3 protein-coding genes are annotated in these 20,902 nt (G+C 70.5%); all 3 read left to right on the top strand.

The genetic code is table 11. The annotated features are described in order from the left end of the window. Positions 1-164 precede the first annotated feature (164 nt). From RKD20_RS09160 to RKD20_RS09150, 3 genes are read left to right on the top strand one after another with little or no spacing between them, the layout of a single operon-like run. The gene (locus RKD20_RS09160) at positions 165-14,417 is read left to right on the top strand and encodes an amino acid adenylation domain-containing protein (RefSeq protein ID WP_424877278.1); all 14,253 of its coding nucleotides are present in this window, start codon (positions 165-167) and stop codon (positions 14,415-14,417) included. Then, a complete protein-coding gene (locus RKD20_RS09155; protein WP_424877277.1) occupies positions 14,414-16,648 on the top strand; it encodes a condensation domain-containing protein in 2,235 nt (744 codons plus the stop codon). The genes RKD20_RS09160 and RKD20_RS09155 overlap by 4 nt, the downstream gene beginning before the upstream one ends. After that, entirely contained in the window at positions 16,599-20,837 is a 4,239-nt protein-coding gene (locus tag RKD20_RS09150) for an amino acid adenylation domain-containing protein (RefSeq protein ID WP_424877276.1), read from the top strand. The genes RKD20_RS09155 and RKD20_RS09150 overlap by 50 nt, the downstream gene beginning before the upstream one ends. Positions 20,838-20,902: the final 65 nt, after the last annotated feature.

The raw sequence follows: 20,902 nt of genomic DNA, 5'->3' as shown, positions 1-20,902 counted from the left end.
AAGTGCCGCTCCGCCGTTGTTGAACACCTTTGAGGCGCAGCTGAGCGTGGATTCACCGCGTGCGATACAGCTGTACCGAATGCCATATTGGGGCGGGTGATCCGGATCCTGATGGCAGCGGATGAATCACGGGTTTTGTTCGGCATTCTCACGGTGGAGGACAAGTGACGCTTTCCCGGGCCAGGCAGGAATTGCTGACGCGACGCCTCAAGGGAGAGCGGTCGCCGCTTCAGGGATGGGGTCGACGCCCCGACGCCCCGATTCCGTTGTCATTCGCGCAGCAGCGGCTGTGGTTTCTCGACCAGCTCGAACCGGGCTCGATCGAATACACCATGCCGATGCGGGTGCCGCTGGGTCATGACCTTGACACCGGCGCGCTGAACAAGGCACTGGACGCGGTGGTGGCGCGGCACGAGGTGTTGCGGACCCGGCTGGTGGCGGGCCCGGACGGAGTTGCCCACCAGGTCATCGATCCGCCCGGTCCGGTCTGGTTGCCGGTCGCCGACGTGTCTGCCGAACCGGACCCGGGGCACGCCCTGGACCGGTTGGGAGCCCAGATGATCATGTCGCCGTTCGATCTGGCGACGGGGCCGCTGGTGCGCTTCTGCCTGGTCCGGCAGGGTGAGGCCGGACATGTGCTGATCCTGACGATGCACCACGTCGTCTTCGACGAGTGGTCCGAGCGTGTGCTGCGGCGGGAACTGCTCGCGTTGTATGCGGCGCTTCGGACGGGGGAGCCGGATCCGCTGCCGCCGCTCGAGGTGCAGTACGCGGACTTCGCGGTGTGGCAGCGGTCCTGGTTGACCGGGGAGGTGCTGGATCGGCAGCTGGACTACTGGCGGGAGCGTCTGGCCGGTGCCCCGGTGCTGGAGCTGCCCACTGACCGGCCCCGGCCTCCGGTGCGGTCGACGGCGAGCGGGGCGGTTCCGTTCGTTGTCCCCGCCGATGTGGCGAACGGCCTGCGGGAGATCACCCGTGAGAGCGGCGCGACGATGTTCATGGCACTGCTCGCGGGCTTCAGCGTGCTGCTGGGCCGCTACTGCGGTCAGGACGACATCGTGGTGGGCACCCCGGTGGCCGGCCGGAACCGGGCGGAGACCGAGGATCTGATCGGGTTCTTCGTCAACACCCTGGTGATGCGCACCGACTTGTCGGGGGATCCGACGTTCGCCGAGGTGCTGGCCCGGGTGCGGGAGACCGCGCTCGGGGGCTACGCCCACCAGGACCTGCCGTTCGAGCAGCTGGTGGACGCCCTGGTGACCGACCGGGACCGGTCCCGCACCCCGCTCTTCCAGGTCTTCCTCAACTACGGTCAGGAGGACACCCCCGGGCGGCCGGCCCGGGAACACCGGGAGGACCGCGACGGCGACGGCATCGCCCGGCAGCTCACAACAGCCGATCTGCAGGTGAACTTCGGCGACTCCGGCGACAGCGGCCTCTCCGGGGAGATCGAGTACAGCACCGCCCTCTTCGACGAGGAGTCGGTGCGGCGGCTGGCCCGGCATCTGGTCACGGTGTTGCGGGCCTTCATGGATCCTGGTCGCGAGGTGGCCGGCCTGGAGCTGCTGTCCGGGTCCGAGCGTGGTGAGTTGCGGTCGTGGGGGACGGGTGCCGAGCCGGTGGTGAAGGGCTCGGTCCTGGAGTTGATCGGGGAGCAGGCGCGGCTGCGGGCGGATGCGGTCGCGGTGGTGGAGGGAGTGCGGCAGCTCACCTATGGGGAGTTGAACGCACGGTCGAACCGGTTGGCGCGGCATCTGCGGGCGCGGGGCGTCGGCCGTGAGGACGTGGTCGGGGTGTGCCTGCGGCGTGGCACCGGGCTGATGGTGGCCATCCTCGGCGTGCTGAAGGCCGGTGCCGCCTATCTCCCGATGGACGCCGACCACCCGGACCAGCGCATGCAGTACATGCTCGAAGCCTCCGGCGCGCCCCTGGTGATCACCCAGACCGCGCTGGCCGACCGGCTGGGCGCCGGAGTGGACCGCCTGGTCGTCGACGCGGACGAGGCGGCCATCGCCACCCACAGCCCCGACGACCTGCCGCCGCAGGCGGGGCCGGGGGACCTGGCGTACGTCATCTTCACCTCCGGCTCGACCGGCAGGCCCAAGGGCGTGCTCATCGAACACCGCTCGATGAGCCTGCGGTTGACCGAGATGGGCCGCCGGTACGAGATCACCCCGGCCGACAGCACCCTGCAGTTCGCCTCCATCACCTTCGACGCGACGGTAGAGCAGCTCTTCCCGGTCCTCATGCGCGGCGGACGGCTGGTGCTGCGGGGCGCCGAACTCTGGACGCCGGCACAGGTGCTGCGGCATATCCGGGCACAACGGGCGACCATCGCGGAGATGACCCCCGCGGTCTGGGAGCTGGCCATCGCCGACCTCACGGCCGGAGACGGACTGGGTCCGGACTTCCGTCTGCTGATCCTGGCCGGGGAAGCGATACCGGCCGCGGTGCTGGTGCGCTGGTTCGAGCGGACCCAGGTCCCGATCTACAACACCTACGGGCCCACAGAGGCGACGATCACGGCAGTCGTCTCGGTGCTGCGCGAGCCGGTTTCACCGGTCCCGATCGGCCTGCCGATAGCCGCGACGACGGTGTACGTGCTGGACGGTCGGCTGCGCCCGGTCCCGGTCGGAGTGGCGGGCGAACTGTTCATCGGCGGCCCCGGGGTGGCTCGCGGGTACGGAGGCCGCCCGGCGCTGACGGCGGAGCGGTTCGTCGCGGACCCGTTCGCCGCCGACGGCTCGCGCATGTACCGGACCGGCGACCGGGTGCGGTGGAACGTCTCGGGGCAGATGGAGTTCCTGGGCCGGGCCGATGACCAGGTCAAGGTCCGCGGAGTCCGGATCGAACCCGGGGAGATCGAAGCCGCGCTGGCCGCCCACCCCGGTGTCCAGGTGGCGGTGGTGACCCCGTTCGGCGAGTCGGCCCAGGCGCGCCTGGTGGCCTACGTCGTCCCCGCCGACCCCGCCGAAGGCATCCCCACCTCCGGCGAACTGCGCGGCCACCTGCGCGAGAGCCTGCCGGAGTTCATGATCCCGTCGGTCTTCATCGAGCTGGCCGCGCTGCCCCTGACCTCCAGCAGCAAGCTCGACCGCGCTGCCTTGCCGGCGCCCGACGCCCACCGCCCCGACCTGGACGGCACGTACGTCGCCCCCGCCACCCCGGTCGAGGAGTCGCTGGCTGGGATCTGGGCGGAGCTGCTCGGGGCGGACCGGGTCGGGGCCGAGGACAACTTCTTCGAACTCGGCGGCCATTCACTGCTGGCCACCCAGGTGATCTCCCGAATCCGCGACGTGTTCGGGACCGAGGTACCCCTGGCGGCCCTGTTCGACCGGCCCACGGTCAGCGAACTGGCCCGGGTGGTCGAACGGTCCGCGCAGGGTGCGACGGTGGCACCGATCACGCCGGCCCCGCGCGACCAGGCGCTGCCGCTGTCGTTCGCGCAGCAGCGGCTGTGGTTCCTCGACCAGCTCGAGCCGGGATCGACCGAGTACAACGTGCCCCTCCGAACCCGGTGGCGCGAGCCGCTGGACATCGAAGCGTTGCGCGCCGCGCTGGGCGCGATCGTGACCCGGCATGAAGTGCTGCGGACCCGCTTGGTGGCCGGCTCCGACGGGACGGCCCGTCAGGTGATCGACCCGCCCAGCCCGTTCGTGCTGCCCGTGGCGGACGTGTCTGGCGCTCCCGATCCGGAGACGGCGGCCCGCGACCTTGCCGAGGCGATCACGGCCACACCGTTCGACCTGGCGGCCGGGCCGCTGGTCCGCGCCTGCCTGATCCGCCTGGGCGCCACCGATCACCTGCTCGTCCTGTCGCTGCACCACGTGGTGTTCGACGAGTGGTCCGGCGCGATCTTCTGGCGTGAGCTGACGGCGTTGTATGAGGCGTTTCGGGCCGGTGAGCGGGATCCGTTGCCGCCGCTGGTGGTGCAGTACGCGGATTTTGCGGCGTGGCAGCGGTCGTGGCTGGCGGGGGATGTGCTGGAGCGGCAGTTGGGTTATTGGCGGGAGCGGTTGGAGGGGTTGCCGGGGTTGGAGCTTCCGTTGGATCGGCCGCGGCCGGCGGTGCGGTCGAATGCGGGGGCGGTGGTGTCGTTCGCGGTGCCCGGGGGTGTTGCGGATGCGTTGCGGGTGGTGGCGCGGGAGAGCAGCGCGACGATGTTCATGGTGTTGCTGGCGGGGTTCTGTGTGGTGTTGGGCCGGTATGCGGGCACCGAGGATGTGGTGGTCGGGTCGCCGGTGGCGAACCGGAACCGTGCCGAGACCGAGGATCTGATCGGGTTCTTCGTGAACACGCTGGTGTTGCGTACGGATCTGTCGGGGGATCCGTCGTTCGGTGAGCTGGTGGGGCGGGTGCGGGGGGCGGCGCTGGGTGCGTACGCGCATCAGGATCTGCCGTTCGAGCAGTTGGTGGATGCGTTGGTGGCGGAGCGGGACCGGTCGCGTACTCCGTTGTTCCAGGTGTTGTTCGACTATTTCGGGCTGGAGGGTCCGGGTGATGGTGGCGCGCCGGGGGAGGCGGGTCTGGGTGGGGTGCTGGCGAAGTTCGATCTGCGGTTGGTGGTGGGGGATCGTGCCGGTGGTGCGTTGACGGGGATGGTCGAGTTCAGTACGGCGTTGTTCGACCGGGGCACGGTGCAGCGGATGGTGGAGCACTTGTGCACGGTTCTGGGTGCGGTGGCTGTTGATCCTGACCGGCCGTTGTCTGCTGTGTCGATGGTGGGTGCTGTTGAGCGTGTGGAGTTGTTGGAGGGGTGGAGCGGGGCTGGGGTTGGGGCTTTGGGTGGGGGTGGGGTTGCGGAGGCGGTGCTGGCGTGTGGGGGGTCGGTTCCGGATGCGGTGGCGGTGGTGGGTCCTGAGGGTTGTGTGACGTATGGGGGGTTGGTGGGGCGGGCGTCGCGGTTGGCGGCGTATTTGCGTGGTGTGGGGGTGGGTGCGGAGACCGTTGTGGGGTTGTGTCTGCCGGCGGGTGTGGAGATGGTGACGGCGGTGTTGGGGGTGTGGCTGGCGGGGGGTGCGTATCTGCCGTTGGATCCGGCGTTCCCGGTGGGGCGGTTGGCGTTCATGCTGGCTGACAGCCGTGCCGCGGTGGTGGTGGGCACGCGGGAGACGGTGGGGGATCTGCCTGCGGGGCGGTTGCGGGTGGTGTCGTTGGACGATCCGGTGGTGCGTGCGGATCTGGCCGGGTTGTCTTCGGTGCGGGTGGGGTCGGTGGTGAGGCGTCCTGGTCAGTTGGCGTATGTGGTGTATACGTCGGGTTCGTCGGGGCGGCCGAAGGGTGTGCAGGTCACGTTCGGTGGTGTGGCGGGGTATGTGGCGGGGGTGGTGGGTCGTCTGGGTGTGGGCGGTGGTGGGCGGTTCGGTGTGGTGCAGCCGTTGGTGACGGATCTGGGCAACACGATGGTGTTCGCGTCGTTGGTGTGTGGTGGTGTGTTGCATGTGCTGGATGCGGCTGTGGTGGCTGATCCGGGTGCGGTGCGCGGTTTTGTGGTGCGGTGGGGGATCGATTTTTTGAAGGTGGTGCCTTCGCATCTGGCCGCGCTGGCCGGTGCGGGTGGGATGTCGGGTGTGCTGCCGGGGCGGGTGCTGGTGTTGGGGGGTGAGGCGGTTTCGCCGGGTTTGGCTGCGCGGTTGGTGGAGGTGGCGGGGGATCGGGTGGTGGTTAATCACTATGGTCCGACGGAGACGACGGTGGGTGTGCTTACTGCGCGGGTGGGTGGGGTGGAGGCGGCGGCTGGGGTGGTGCCGGTGGGTTCGCCTTTGCCGGGGACGCGGGTGTATGTGCTGGATCGTCATCTGGGCCCGGTGCCGGTGGGTGTGGCGGGGGAGTTGTATGTGGCCGGGGTGCAGGTGGCGCGTGGTTATGGGGGGCGTCCCGCGCTGACGGCGGAGCGTTTTGTCCCGGACCCGTTTGCGGGGGATGGTGGGCGGTTGTATCGCACGGGGGACCGGGTGCGGTGGCTGGCGGGTGGCCGGGTGGAGTTTTTGGGCCGGGTGGATGGTCAGGTCAAGGTGCGGGGGTTCCGGGTCGAGCCGGGTGAGGTGGAGGCGGTGCTGGCCGCGCATCCGGGGGTCGCGGCGGCTGTGGTGGTGGCGCGGGGGCAGGGTGCGGAGCGCCGGCTGGTGGCTTATGTGGTGCCGGTCGGTGGTGGTGGGGTGCTGGGTGCGGGTGAGTTGCGGGTGTTCCTGGGCGGCCGGTTGCCGGAGTTCATGGTTCCGTCGGTGTTTGTGGGGTTGGGGGCTGTGCCGCTGACGTCCAACGGGAAGGTGGATCGGGCGGCGTTGCCTGATCCGGATGTTTCCCGTTCGGATGTGGGTGTGTTTGTGGCGCCGGTGGGGGCGTCGGAGGAGTTGCTGGCGGGGATCTGGGCGCAGGTGCTGGGGTGTGGTCCGGTGGGTGCGCTGGACAATTTCTTTGAGTTGGGCGGGCATTCGTTGCTGGCCACGCAGGTGGTGTCCCGGATTCGTGAGGTGTTCGGGAGTGAGGTTGCGCTGGCGGCGTTGTTTGATCATCCGACGGTGCGGGCTTTGGCGGGGGTGGTTGAGGGGGCGGTGCCGGGTGTGGTGGTGCCGCCGGTGACGGTGGTGGGCCGGGACGAGTTGTTGCCGTTGTCGTTCGGGCAGCAGCGGTTGTGGTTCCTTGACCGGTTGGAGCCGGGTTCGGTCGAGTACAACGTGCCTTCGCCGGTGTGGTTCGAGGGTGTGGTGGATGTGGCGGCGCTGGGTGGGGCGCTGGATGCGGTGGTGGCGCGGCATGAGGTGTTGCGGACGCGTTTGGTGGCGGGTGCGGACGGGGTGGCGTGTCAGGTGATCGATCCGCCGGGGCGGGTGCCGTTGCCGGTGGTGGATGTGTCGGGTGTCGCTGATCCGTTGGGTGTGGCCCGGGATCTGGTGGAGGGCGATGCGGTGGCGCCGTTCGATCTGGCGGCCGGACCGCTGCTGCGGACGTGTCTGATCTGGTTGGCCGACACCAGGCACCTGCTGGTGTTGTCGATGCACCATGCTGTCTCCGACGAGTGGTCGGGGCGGATCTTCCGTCGTGATCTGCAGGCCCTGTACAAGGCGTTCCGGGCCGGTGAGCCTGATCCGCTGGCGCCCCTGGCGGTGCAGTACGCCGACTTCGCGGTGTGGCAGCGGTCCTGGCTGACCGGCGAGGTCCTGGATGGTCAGCTGGCCTACTGGCGGGAGAAGTTGGCCGGGGCGCCTGTGCTGGAGCTGCCCACCGACCGGCCCCGGCCGCCGGTGCGCTCCACCGCGGGCACCGCGGCACACTTCACCATCCCGGCCGAGACCGCCGACGCGCTGCGCGAGTTGGCCCGCGCGAACGGCGCGACGATGTTCATGGTGTTGCTGGCGGCGTTCGATGTGCTGCTGGGCCGGTACTGCGGCACCGACGACGTGGCGGTCGGTACGCCGGTGGCGAACCGGAACCGCGCCGAGACGGAGGACCTGATCGGGTTCTTCGTCAACACCCTGGTCCTGCGCACCGACCTGTCCGGCGACCCCACGTTCGCCGAACTCGTCGGCCGGGTGCGGGAAACGGCACTGGGCGCCTACGCCCACCAGGACCTGCCCTTCGAGCAGTTGGTGGACGCCCTGGTCACCGAACGCGACCGCTCCCGCACCCCCCTCTTCCAGATCTGGTTCAGCTACGACCCTGCGGTCGCGGATGACGACGAGAACACCCATCTCGTCAGCAACCGAGCAGACTCCCACCCGGGCGCGGACACCGGGTCCGGACTCGATGCCGGACCGGGCCAGCTGCGAGTGAAGACCGATCTGGGAGTGACACTGATCGATTCCGGCCGCACCCTGACCGGCGAGATTCAGTACAGCACGGCGTTGTTCGATGCGGTGTCGATCGAGCGTATGGCCGGGCATCTGGGGGTTGTTCTGGAGGCGGTCGCGGCCGATGCGGGTCGGCGTGTGGCGGAGCTGCCGGTTCTGTCCGTGGCGGAGCGGGCGCGGTTGTTGGTGGGTTGGAACGGGTCGGTGGTGGCTGTTGCGGGTGTGGGTGGGGTGCATGGGCTGGTTGGTGAGTGGGTGGAGCGGTGTCCGGATGCGGTTGCGGTGGTGTGTGGGTCGCGTCAGGTGACGTATGGGGGGTTGTGGGAGCGGGCGGGGCGGGTTGCGGGGTTGTTGCGTGCGGGGGGTGTGGGTGCGGAGTCGGTGGTGGGGCTGTGTCTGGAGCGTGGGCTGGACATGGTGGTCGCGGTGTTGGGTGTGTGGCGTGCGGGGGCGGCGTATGTGCCGTTGGATCCTGGTTATCCGGTGGAGCGGTTGGCGTTGATGCTGGCTGGTAGTGGGGCGCGGGTGCTGGTGGGGCATCGGGGGGTTGCCGGGGGGTTGGTGGATGGTTCCGGGGTGGAGTCGGTGGTGTGGCTGGATGAGGCGGTGTTGCCTTCGGCCTTGCCGGCTCTGGAGCCGGTGGTGGTGGACAGTGGTGGGCTGGCGTATGTGATGTTCACGTCGGGGTCGACGGGTGTTCCGAAGGGTGTGCAGGTCACTCATGGTGGTGCGGTGAACCTGGCGGTGGCGCAGCGGGGGTTGTTCGGGCTGGGTGAAGGTGACCGGGTTCTGGGGTTTGCGTCGTTCAGTTTCGATGCGTCGGTGTGGGAACTGCTGATGGCGTTGTCGGTGGGGGCGTCGTTGGTGGTGGCGTCGGCGCGGGAGCGGGTCGAGCCGGGGCGGGTGGCGGCTTTGGTGCGTTCGTGGGGTGTGGGGGTGGCGACGGTGCCGCCGTCCCTCCTGCAGGCGTTGGAGGGGGGTGACCCGGCCCAGCTCGCGGGCGTGAGGACGCTGGTGACGGCGGGTGAGCGGCTGGACGAGGAGCTGGCCGGGGTGTGGGCGGTGGGGCGGCGGTTGTTCAACGCCTATGGTCCGACGGAGACGACGGTGTGTGCGTCGGCGGGCTTGTATGCGGCGGGGGGTGGGGTGCCGTCGATCGGTGGCCCGGTCGCCAACACGCGGGTGTATGTGCTGGACCGCAGCCTGGGCCTCGTACCGACCGGCGTGGCCGGGGAGTTGTATGTCGGCGGGACGCAGCTGGCACGCGGTTATGCGGGGCGCCCCGCGCTGACCGCGGAGCGTTTCGTCCCCGACCCGTTTACGGCGGACGGTGCGCGGATGTACCGGACCGGGGACCGGGTGCGGTGGCTTTCGGATGGCCGGCTGGAGTTTTTGGGCCGGGTGGATGAGCAGGTCAAGGTGCGGGGGTTCCGGATCGAGCCGGGTGAGGTGGAGTCGGTGCTGGCCGCGCATCCGGGGGTGCGGTCTGCGGTGGTCACTGCCTGGGGTGAGGGGGCGGCCGCGCGGCTGGCCGCCTATCTGGTGCCCATCGACCCGGCCGAAGGGTTGCCGGTGGTGGAGGAATTGCGTGCCTTTGCTGCCCGGCGGTTGCCGGAGTACATGGTTCCGGCGGTGTTCACGGAGTTGGCTGCTCTTCCGTTGACGCCGGCGGGGAAGGTCGACCGGGCGGTGTTGCCGGTGCCGGATGTGGCTCGTGCGGGGGTGGGTGTGCCCTACCGGGCTGCTGTGACGGTCACTGAGGAGGTGTTGGCGGGGATCTGGGCTGGGCTGCTTGGGGTCGAGCGGGTCGGTGTGGATGACAACTTCTTTGTGCTGGGTGGTCATTCGCTGTTGGCGACGCGGGTGATGTCGCGGGTGCGGGAGGTGTTGGCGGCTGAGGTTGCGTTGGCGGCGTTGTTCGATCATCCGACGGTGCGGGGTCTGGCTGCTGTGATCGATGGGTCGCGGGCCGGTGTGGTGGCTCCGCCGGTGACGCCGGTGCCGCGGGAGGGGGTGCTGCCGTTGTCGTTCGCCCAGCAGCGGCTGTGGTTCCTCGACCAGCTCGAACCCCACTCCACCGAATACAACTTGACGACACATGTGGGCTGGGACGAGACCCCGGACCCCCGAGCCCTGGGACTGGCCCTGACCGCTGTCGTCACCCGGCACGAGGTGCTGCGTACCCGGCTGGTCACCGGCCCGGACGGGATCGCCTGCCAGGTCGTCGATCCGCCGTCGCCGGTCCCGCTGCCGGTGGTCGACCTGTCGGACGACGACAATGCGCCGGACGTCGGACGACGGCTGATCGCCGGGATGGCGGCCCAGCCGTTCGACCTGGCCGCCGGACCACTCGTCCGGGCCTGCCTGATCCGGCTCGGCGACCTGGGACACGTGCTGGCACTGGCCGTCCATCACGTGGTCTTCGACAACTGGTCCGCCCGCATCTTCCGCAGTGAACTCCTGGCCCTGTACGAGGCGTTCCTGGTCGGCGAGCCGGATCCGCTGCCGCCGCTCGCGGTGCAGTACGCCGACTTCGCCGTCTGGCAACGGGCCTGGCTGACCGGCGAAGTCCTCGACCGGCAGCTGGCCTACTGGCGGGACCGGCTCGACGGGGCGCCGGTGCTGGAACTGCCCACCGACCGCCCGCGGCCTCCGACGCGCTCCAGCGCCGGGGCGGTCGCCGAGTTCCGAGTCCCGGCCCGAACCGCGGATGCCCTGCGCGTGACAGCCCAGGACCACGGCGCGACGGTCTTCATGACGCTGCTGGCCGCGCTCAGCGTGGTTCTCGGACGACATGCGGGACTCGACGATGTGGTCGTCGGGACCCCGGTGGCGAACCGGAACCGAGTCGAGACCGAGGATCTGATCGGGTTCTTCGTCAACACCCTCGTCCTGCGCACCGACCTGTCCGGCGACCCTACGTTCGCCGAACTCGTGGGTCGGGTCCGGCAGACGGCACTGGACGCCTACGCCCACCAGGATCTGCCGTTCGAGCAGCTGGTGGACGCCCTGGTCACCGACCGCGACCGCTCCCGGACCCCCCTGTTCCAGGTCTTCTTCACCTACGCCCCCCGCGACCCGCGCCAGGACTCCGCCCAAACCCGCGTCGACGCGGACGTGGCCATGGACGGCGACAGCCCCGGCGGGTCCCAGGTGAAGTTCGACCTGTCCGTGACGATGGGTGACGCCGACGACGGCGGACTGGTAGGCGGCATCGAGTACAGCACGGCGTTGTTCGACGCGGAGACGATCAGCCGGCTGGCGGGCCATCTGACCACTGTGCTCGAAGGGGTCGCGGCCGACGACGAAGCCACGATCGGCGGCCTGCCGATAATGCCGGCGGCGGAGCATGCCGAGTCGCTGAGGTACGGGTCGGGCGCCGCGGGACCGGTCTCCGACGCCGTCGGTGTGCACGAGCTGTTGGTGAGCCATGCCGCAGACCGCCCCGACGCGGTGGCGGTCATGTGCGGGCAGCGGCAGGTGACCTACGGGGGCCTGGTGGAGCGGGCGTCGCGGCTGGCGCGGCACCTGCGCGGGCTGGGTGCGGGGCCGGAGTCCGTGGTGGGCATCTGCATGGACCGGGGCGTGGATCTGGCGGTCGCGGTGGTGGGTGTGTGGCTGGTGGGGGCGGCGTTCGTGCCGCTGGATCCGGAGTATCCGGCCGAGCGGTTGGCGTTCATGCTGGCTGATTCGGGTGCGCGGGTGGTGGTTGCTGACCGGGCCGGGGCGGTTGTGCTGGGTGGTGAGGTGCCGGTGGTGCGTCTGGATGACCCGGTGGTTCGGGCGGGGGTGGATGGGCTGTCGGGGGATCTGTCGGGGGATCTGTTGGGGTTGGTGGTGGGTGGGTCTCAGTTGGCGTATGTGATTTATACGTCGGGGACGTCGGGGGTGCCGAAGGGTGTTGGGGTGGGGCATGGGGGGTTGGTGAGTCTGGCGGTGGGTTTGTGGCCGTTGCTGGGCAGGGGGCCGCGGGGGTTGTTGCTGGCGCCGTTCAGTTTTGATGCTGCGGTGTGGGAGTTGGTGATGGTGTTGTCGGGGGGCGGCACGTTGGTGGTGGCGTCGTCCGGGGAGCGGGCTGAGCCGGGTGGGTTGGTGCGGTCTGCGGGGGTGGAGTTGGCGTTTGTGGTGCCGTCGTTGTTGCGGGTGTTGGCGCCGGGTGATCTGGCGGGGTTGAGGACGCTGGTGACGGGTGCGGAGCGGGTGGATGCGGGTCTGGTGTCGGTGTGGGGGGCGGCTGGGTGTCGGTTGGTGAATGCGTATGGGCCGACGGAGGCCACGGTGGTGGCGAGTATTGGTGTGGTGGAGGGGGTGGGTGGGGGTGTTGTGCCGATCGGGGGGCCGGTGCCGGGGGCGCGGTTGTATGTGGTGGATGGGTCGTTGCGTCTGGTGCCGGTGGGTGTGGTGGGTGAGTTGTTGGTGGGTGGTGTGGGGGTGGCGCGTGGTTATGCCGGGCGTGCGGGGTTGACGGCGGAGCGTTTCGTCCCTGATCCGTTTGCGGGGGATGGTGCGCGGGTGTATCGGACCGGGGACCGGGTGCGGTGGCTTTCGGATGGCCGGCTGGAGTTCGTGGGCCGGGTGGATGAGCAGGTCAAGGTGCGGGGGTTCCGGATCGAGCCGGGTGAGATAGAAGCCGTGCTGGCCGGCCGTCCGGACATCGGTTCCGCGGTGGTCAAGGTCGTCCGGGACCGGGACGGGGATGGGGATGGGGTGCGGCTGGCGGCGTATGTGGTCCCCGCTGATCCGGCCGTAGGTGTTCCGGCTGTGAGTGAGTTGCGTACGTTCCTGCGGTCGCGGTTGCCGGCTTTCATGGTCCCGTCGTCGTTCACCGAGTTGTCCGCGCTGCCGTTGACCCCGGGCCGCAAGACCGACCGGGCCGCCCTGCCCGACCCCGAACCAGACCGCACCGATCTGACGGACCGGTACGTCGCCCCCCGAACCGAGACGGAACGGGTACTCGCCGACATCTGGGCCGAGGTACTGAGCGTGGACCGGGTGGGCGTCGAGGACAACTTCTTCGAGCTGGGCGGAGACTCGATCATCGGGATTCAGGTGGTGGCGCGGGCACGTTCCGCCGGCGTGGGCCTCTCGGTGGCGCAGTTGTTTGATTTCCAGACGGTGGAGTCGCTGGCCAGAGCGGCCGAGCTCGGGACGAGCGTGGTGGGGGACCAGGGCGCGGTCGTCGGCGAGGTGGCGATGTCGCCGACGCAGAAGTGGTTCTTCGGGTTGGGCCTGCCGGTGCCGTGGCATTTCAACCAGTCGGTGGTGCTGGAAGCCGCAGGCGCGGTCGAGGTGGAGGTCCTTCGGGATGCGGTGGCAGAAGTGCTGGCGCACCACGACGGTCTGCGATCCCGCTTCGAGTTGGTGGACGGGGAGTGGCGTGGCCGCGTCGCCGACATCGCGCAGGACGCGGCGGACGTGGTGTGGGAAGCGGGCACGTGCCCGATCGGGACGGATGAAGAGGAATGGCTGACCGCCGTCGCGGACAGGGCACAGCAGTCCTTGCGGCTGTCCGCGGGACCGCTGATGCGCGTGGTGGTCTTCGATCGGGGTGAGAACCCCGGACTGGTCCTGGTGGTGGTGCATCACCTGGTGGTGGACACCGTGTCGTGGCCGGTCCTGACAGCCGATCTGGGAACGGCGTACGGGCACCTGGCGGCAGGGGAGCCGGTGGTGCTGCCGGCGAAGACGACGTCGTTCGCCGCGTGGACGTCGTATCTGGCCGAACTGGCCGGTTCGGACGACGTCGCCGCCGAAACCACGTACTGGGAACAGGTCGCGAGCCAGGCACGGCCTGTGCCGCGGAACCGGGCGGACGGAGGCAATGCGGCGGTGGCGGCCCGGGAAGTGCGGGTGCGTCTGGGTGGTGAACTGACGTCGAGGCTGTTGCACCGGGTGCCCTCGGTGTCCCGACTGCGCGTGGACGAGGTACTGCTGGCCGGACTGGGGACGGTCCTCAGCGGCTGGCTCGGCGAGGGACCGGCGGTGGTGGACGTGGAGAGCCACGGCCGGCACGAGGAAGGCCCGGGAAGGGATCTGTCCCGGACCGTCGGCTGGTTCACGTGTCTGTACCCCGTGGCGCTGCCCGGCGGGACCGAGCCGGATGCGGTGCTGGCGGAGACCAACGAGGTGCTGCGGCGGGTGCCCCGTCATGGCCTGGGCTACGGCCTGTTGCGTCACCTGTCGGGCTGGCGGCCGCCCGCGACCGCGGAGATCAGCTTCAACTACCTCGGCCAGGCCGCCTCCGGCAGGCCGGCCGATGACAGGACCGGTGACGGCCACGCCTGCTTCCAGGTGGCCGAGAGACCACAGGGCCACGCACACTCCCGCGAAGGCGACCGGCCGTACCTGATCGAGATCAACGGCAAGGTGGTCGACGGCCGCCTGAACCTGGTCTGGAGCTACAGCGACGCCATCCATGACGAGGCGACGATCTCGGCGCTGGCTCACCGCTACATCGAGGTCCTCGGCGAGCTGATCGACCACTGCTGCCGTTCCGGGGCCGACGGTTACGCACCGTCGGATTTCCCCCTGGCCGCCCTCGACCAGTCCTCCCTCGACTTCATCACACAACGCTTCGGCTCGGTGTCCCGGCCGGGTGAGAGCACCGATTCCGGAGGTGGGTCATGACAGCGTTCGATCTGACAGCGCAGCCCGGCAGCGGAACCATCGAGGACATCTACCCGCTGACCGGGTTGCAGCAGGGCATGCTGTTCCACTCCCGGGTCGCCCCCGGGACAGGGGCGTACTGGATCTGGATGGGGCTGCCACTGGAGGGCGAACTGGATCTGGAGGCGCTGCGCGGGGCGTGGGAGTTGGTCTTCGCCCGGCACGAGGTGTTGCGTACCGGGGTGGTGTGGGAGCAGGTTCCGGTGCCGATGGCGGTGGTGTCGCGGTCGGTGCCGCTGCCCTGGCAGGTGGTCGACCTGTCCGGTCTGGACGGGGACGCCCAGCGGCGGGCGATCGAGGACTACGTGGCCGCCGACGAGACGGCGGGCGCCGACTTCGGGGCGCCCACGCTGGTGCGTGTCGCACTGGTGCGTCTGGGGGAGGACCGCCATCAGCTGCTGTGGAGCTACCACCACCTGGTGCTGGACGGCTGGAGCAGCCCTGCGATCATCGGAGAGGTTCTGCGGGTCTACCAGGAACTGGTCGCCGGGCGGCAGCCGGTATTGCCGGACCGGCGCCCGTTTCGCGACTTCGTGGCCTGGCTGCTCGGCCAGGACCAGGACGAGGCGAAGCGGTACTGGCGGGAACAGCTGGCAGGGTTCACCGTCCCCACCACCCTCGGTGTCGGGCACGAGACGGGGGAGACCGGGCGCGGCACCGCCTGGGCACGACTGGACGAGCACGCCTCCGCGCGGGTGGCGGAGTTCGCGCGACGGCACCGGCTGACGGTCAACACGGTCGTCCAGGGCGCGTGGGCCATCCTCACCGCCCGCTACGCCGGCACCGACGACGTCGTCTTCGGCATCACCTCCTCCGGGCGCAGCGGCCGACTCGACGGCATCGAGTCCATGGTCGGCCTGCTGATGAACACCACCCCGGCCCGTATCAGGATCGATCCCGGTGAGACCGTGCCGCGGTGGCTGGCCGGAATACAGGCCGAGCAGGCACGCGGTCGCCGGTTCGAGCACACCCCGCTGACCGACATCCAGGCCTGCAGCCAGGTCCCCGCCGGACAGTCCCTGTTCGAGACGTTGTTCGTGTTCGAGAACTACCCCGCCCCGGGCTGGAACGGTCGGCAGGACTCGTCGAGAGCGGACGGCCTACGAGTCGGCACGGTCTTCCACGGCCGCCCGCAGGGCAACTACCCGCTGACGGTCGCTGCGGGAATCGGACCGGGACCGGAGTTGTCCGTCCGCCTCGACTACGAGCGGAACCGGTTCGTTCCGGCTGACATGGAACGGATGGCAGAGCACCTGGCCACCGTGCTGGAGGCGATCGCGGCCGAGACGGATCAGAGGGTGGCGGAGCTGCCCCTCTTGACCGCCGCCGAACGGGTTCAGGTGGTCGAGGAGTGGAATGACACGGTGGCGTTACTGCCCGGCCCGGGCGGGGCGCACGATCTGGTCGCCAAGCACGTGCGGTGGTCCCCGGACGCGGTGGCGGTGGTGTGCGGCTCGCGGCAGGTGACGTACGAAGCGCTGTGGCAGCGGGCCGGGCGGTTCGCGGGCTTCCTGCGTGCGGCGGGCGCGGGTCCGGAGTCGGTGGTGGGCCTGTGCCTGCCACGTGGGATCGACATGCTGGCGGCCGTACTGGGCGCGTGGCGGGCCGGGGCGGCGTACCTGCCGCTCGACTCCGACTACCCGCCGGAGCGGCTGGCCTTCATGCTGGCCGACAGCCGGGCCCCGGTGCTGGTGACCACGACCGGCCTGGCCGACGAACTGCCGGTCGGCCGGATGCGGGTGCTGTGCCTCGACGACCCGGCCGACGCGGCACTGCTGGCGGCCTCGCCGGCCCCGGAGCCGGTGACGGTGGACAGCGGTGGGCTGGCCTACGTGATGTACACATCCGGGTCGACGGGAACGCCGAAGGGCGTGCAGGTCACTCATGGTGGTGCGGTGAACCTGGCGGTGGCCCAGCGGCGGCTGTTCGGGCTGGGTGAACGCGACCGCGTCCTGGGGTTCGCGTCGTTCAGTTTCGACGCGTCGGTGTGGGAACTGCTGATGGCGTTGTCGGTGGGGGCGTCGTTGGTGGTGGCGTCGGCGCGGGAGCGGGCCGAGCCGGGACGGGTGGCGGCTTTGGTGCGTTCGTGGGGTGTGGGGGTGGCGACGGTGCCGCCGTCCCTCCTGCAGGCGCTGGAGGGGGGTGACCCCGGCCCAGCTCGCGGGCGTGACGACGCTGGTGACCGCCGGTGAGCGGCTGGACGAGGAACTGGCCGGGGTGTGGGCGGTCGGGCGGCGGTTGTTCAACGCCTACGGTCCGACGGAGACGACGGTGTGCGCCTCGGCCGGCCTGTGCCGTCCGGGAGGCGGCGCGGCCATCGGCACCCCGATCGCCAACACGCGGGTGTATGTGCTGGACCGCAGCCTGGGCCTCGTACCGACCGGTGTGGCGGGGGAGTTGTATGTCGGCGGGGTGCAGGTGGCGCGCGGTTATGCGGGGCGTCCCGCGCTGACGGCGGAGCGTTTCGTCCCCGACCCGTTTACGGCGGACGGTGCGCGGATGTACCGGACCGGGGACCGGGTGCGGTGGCTTTCGGATGGCCGGCTGGAGTTTTTGGGCCGGGTGGATGAGCAGGTCAAGGTGCGGGGGTTCCGGATCGAGCCGGGTGAGGTGGAGTCGGTGCTGGCCGCGCATCCGCGGGTGCGGTCCGCGGTGGTCACCGCCTGGGGTGAGGGGGCGGCCGCGCGGCTGGCCGCCTACCTGGTCCCCACCGACCCCGCCGAGGGCATCCCGGCGGTGGAGGACCTGCGTGCCTTCGCAGCCCGGCGGCTCCCCGAGTACATGGTTCCCGCGGTCTTCACCGAGGTGGCGGCCCTCCCGCTCACCACCGCCGGCAAGGTCAACCGCGCGGCGCTCCCCGCCCCCGACGAGAATCGTCCGGACCTGGACCACTACGTACCCCCCGCCACGGCGGCCGAAGAGCTCCTGGCCGCCATCTGGGCCGAGGTCCTGCACGTCGAGCGGGTCGGCGCCGAGGACGACTTCTTCGAGCTCGGCGGCCACTCACTGCTGGCTGTTCAGGTCACCTTCCGGGTCCGCGACGTCTTCGGGATCGAGATCCCGTTCTCCGCGCCGTTCGACCACCCCACGCTGCGGGACCTGGCCGCGCTGCTCGAAGGCCCTCGGACGGAACCGGCCGTGCCTGCGGTCACCCCGGTCAGCCGGGACCAGCCCCTTCCGTTGTCCTTCGGTCAGCAGCGGCTCTGGTTCATCGACCAGCTCGAACCCGGTTCCGCCGAGTTCGTCATGCCCACCCGCGTACGCTTCGACTCGGACGTGGACACGGCCGCGCTCGGTGCGGCCCTGAACGCGATCACGGCACGTCACGAGGTCCTGCGGACACGGCTGGTGACCGGTAGCGACGGCGTTCCGCACCAGGTCATCGACCCGCCCGGAACCGTGTCGCTGCCGGTCGTCGACCTGTCCGCCAGGCCGGAACCGGCCCGTACGGTCCAGCAGTTGGTCGACCAGGACACCCGGATGCCGATCGACCTGGCCGCCGGGCCGATGCTCCGCGCCGTGCTGTACCGTCTCGCCCCAGCCGAGCACATGCTCGCCCTCACCATGCACCATGTGACGTTCGACGAGTGGTCCGACCGGGTCTTCCGCCGGGACCTGCTGGCCCTGTACGAGGCGTTCCGGGCGGGCGAGCCCGATCCGCTGCCGCCGTTGCCGGTGCAGTACGCCGACTTCGCGGTGTGGCAGCGGACCTGGCTGAGCGGTGACGCCCTCGACGAGCAGCTGGCGTACTGGCGTGAGCAGCTCGCCGGAGTGCCCGTCCTGGATCTGCCCACGGACCGGCCCCGCCCGCCGGTGCCGTCCCGGGCCGGCGCTGTCGTCGGCTTCCGGGTCCCCGCTTCGGTCACCGAGGGCCTGCGGAAGCTGGCCGGGGAGAACGACGCGTCGATGTTCATGACGCTGCTGGCCGCGTACACGCTCGTGCTGAGCCGCTACAGCGGCCAGGACGACATCGCGGTGGGCACCCCCGTGGCAGCCCGGAACCGGGCCGAGACCGAGGACCTGATCGGGTTCTTCGTCAACAGCCTGGTGCTGCGCACGGACCTGTCCGGTGACCCCACCTTCACCGAACTGCTGGCCCGGGTCCGCGCGCTGTCCCTCGCCGCATACGCCCACCAGGATCTGCCGTTCGAGCAGCTGGTCGACGCCCTGGTCACCGACCGGGAGGAGGCGCGCACCCCGCTGTTCCAGGCGATCTTCAACTACACCCCGGGCGAAGGGCGGCCCACCGCGCAAGCCGCCCCCGGCGGCGGGACCGAGATGGTGCCGGAAGAGCTCGACATCGAGGTCGACACGCGGTTCGACGTACGGCTGGCGATCTCCGACGATCCCGAGGGCGGCCTCTCGGGCGGGATCCACTACAGCGCCGAGCTGTTCGACCCGGCCACGGTGCGACGGATGGCCGGGCATCTGCTCACGGTGCTGGCCACCGTCGCGGCCGACGCGAGCCGTCCGCTGTCGCGCCTGCCGATGCTCACCGCGATCGAGCGGGCCCGCCTGGTGGACGACTGGAACGACACGGCGGTGAGCCGGCCGGACGCCGAAGGGGTGTACGAGCTGATCGCCGCGCGGGCGGCAGCGGCCCCGGACACGATCGCGGTGGTGTCGGGCGGGCGGTGCCTGTCCTACGCCGCGCTCATGGCGCGGGCCGGACGGCTGGCCGCCCACCTCCGTACGACGGGGGTGGGGCCGGACACGGTCGTCGGCCTGTGCCTGCCGCGCGGCGCCGACCTGATCACCGCGGTCCTCGCGGTCTGGCAGGCCGGCGGCGCGTACCTGCCGCTCGACCCGGCCTACCCGTCCGAGCGGCTGGCGTTCATGCTCGCCGACAGCCGTGCCGCGGTGCTGGTCGGCACGACGGACGTGGTCGAGGACCTGCCGTTGCGCCGGGTGCGGATGGTCGCCCTGGACGACCCGGCCGTTCAGCGGGACCTTGCTGCCGCCGCCGCGCCGGCGACGTCCGCCGCCGCACCGGCGGGCCGCCTGGCCTACGTGATCTACACCTCCGGCTCGACCGGAACCTCCAAGGGCGTCATGGTCAGCCACGGATCGCTCGTGAACTACGTGCGCTGGTTCGACGAGCGGTTCGAGATCACCGCGAGCGACCGCGTCCTCGTGTCGTCCTCGCCGTCCTTCGACGCCTTCGGGATCGAGCTGTATCCCGGGCTGGCCGCCGGCGGGGCCCTGGTCGTCGCCCCCGCGTCGGGGGTCGTCGCGGACCCCGACGGACTGATCGAGACGATGACCGCGCAGCGGGTCACCGTCCTTCCGACGGTGCCGGCCATGCTCAGCCTGCTCACCGGGCGTGCCGCGCTGGCCGGGTGCTCCGCGATCAGGCGGGTGGTCTGCGGCGGGGAGCAGCTCACCGGCCAGGCCGCCGCCGCGCTCACCCGGGTACTGCCGGTGCCGCTGCACAACGTGTACGGGCCGACCGAGACCACCATCGACGTCACCGGCCACACCTACGAGCCGGTCGGCGACCAGGTGGAAGGAGTGGTGCCGATCGGCGTCCCGGCCGCCAACACCCGCGTCTACGTGCTGGCCCGCGACCTGTCCTTGGCGCCCGCGGGCGTGCCGGGAGAACTGTTCGTCGGCGGGGCGAACCTGGCCCGCGGCTACACCCGTGCGCCCGCCCTCACCGCGGAACGGTTCGTCGCCGATCCGTTCGCCTCAGACGGCTCCCGCTTGTACCGGACCGGCGACCGGGTCAGATGGAACGAAGCCGGGCAACTGGAGTTCCTGGGTCGGCTCGACGACCAGATCAAGCTGCGCGGCTACCGTATCGAACCGGGCGAGGTCGAAACGGCGCTGACCGCCCACCCGGGCGTGGGATCGGCGGTCGTCACCGTCATCGGGGACGGGGTCATGGCACAGCTGGCCGCCCACCTGACCCCGGCCGCCGTCGGCGAGGCCATCCCGTCCGTGGCCGACCTGCGGGAACACCTCCGGCGCCGGCTCCCGGACTTCATGATCCCCGCGACCTTCACCGAACTGGCCCGACTGCCGCTGACCCCCACGGCCAAGGTCGACCGCACCGCCCTGCCCGGCCCCGACCAGGCCGGCCCCCAGCCCGGCCACCAGTACGTCGCGCCCGCCACCCGCACCGAGGAGCTCCTGGCCGGATTCTGGGCCGACGTCCTGGGCCGGACCCGTATCGGCACCCGCGACAACTTCTTCGAACTCGGCGGCCACTCCCTGCTCGCCACTCAGGTCGTGTCGAGGATCCGGGAGGTGTTCGGCGTGGAACTGCCCCTCACCGCCATGTTCCACGAGCCCACGATCGCCGAGACCGCCGAGACCATCGACAGGGCGACGCTCGCCGCCGTCGGCGGTACGGATGAGTACGAGGAGTTCGAGCTCTAGAAGGTTCCTGCCGCAGGGTGTCCGGATCGCTTGGCGCAGGCGATCTCGGACACCCTGTCCGCGTT

It is taken from the genome of Streptomyces sp. SLBN-8D4 (assembly GCF_049739545.1).
Lineage (GTDB): Bacteria > Actinomycetota > Actinomycetes > Streptomycetales > Streptomycetaceae > Streptomyces > Streptomyces canus_C.
Note: the sequence above shows the minus strand (reverse complement) of the source record. Positions and strands in the feature narration are given on the sequence as shown.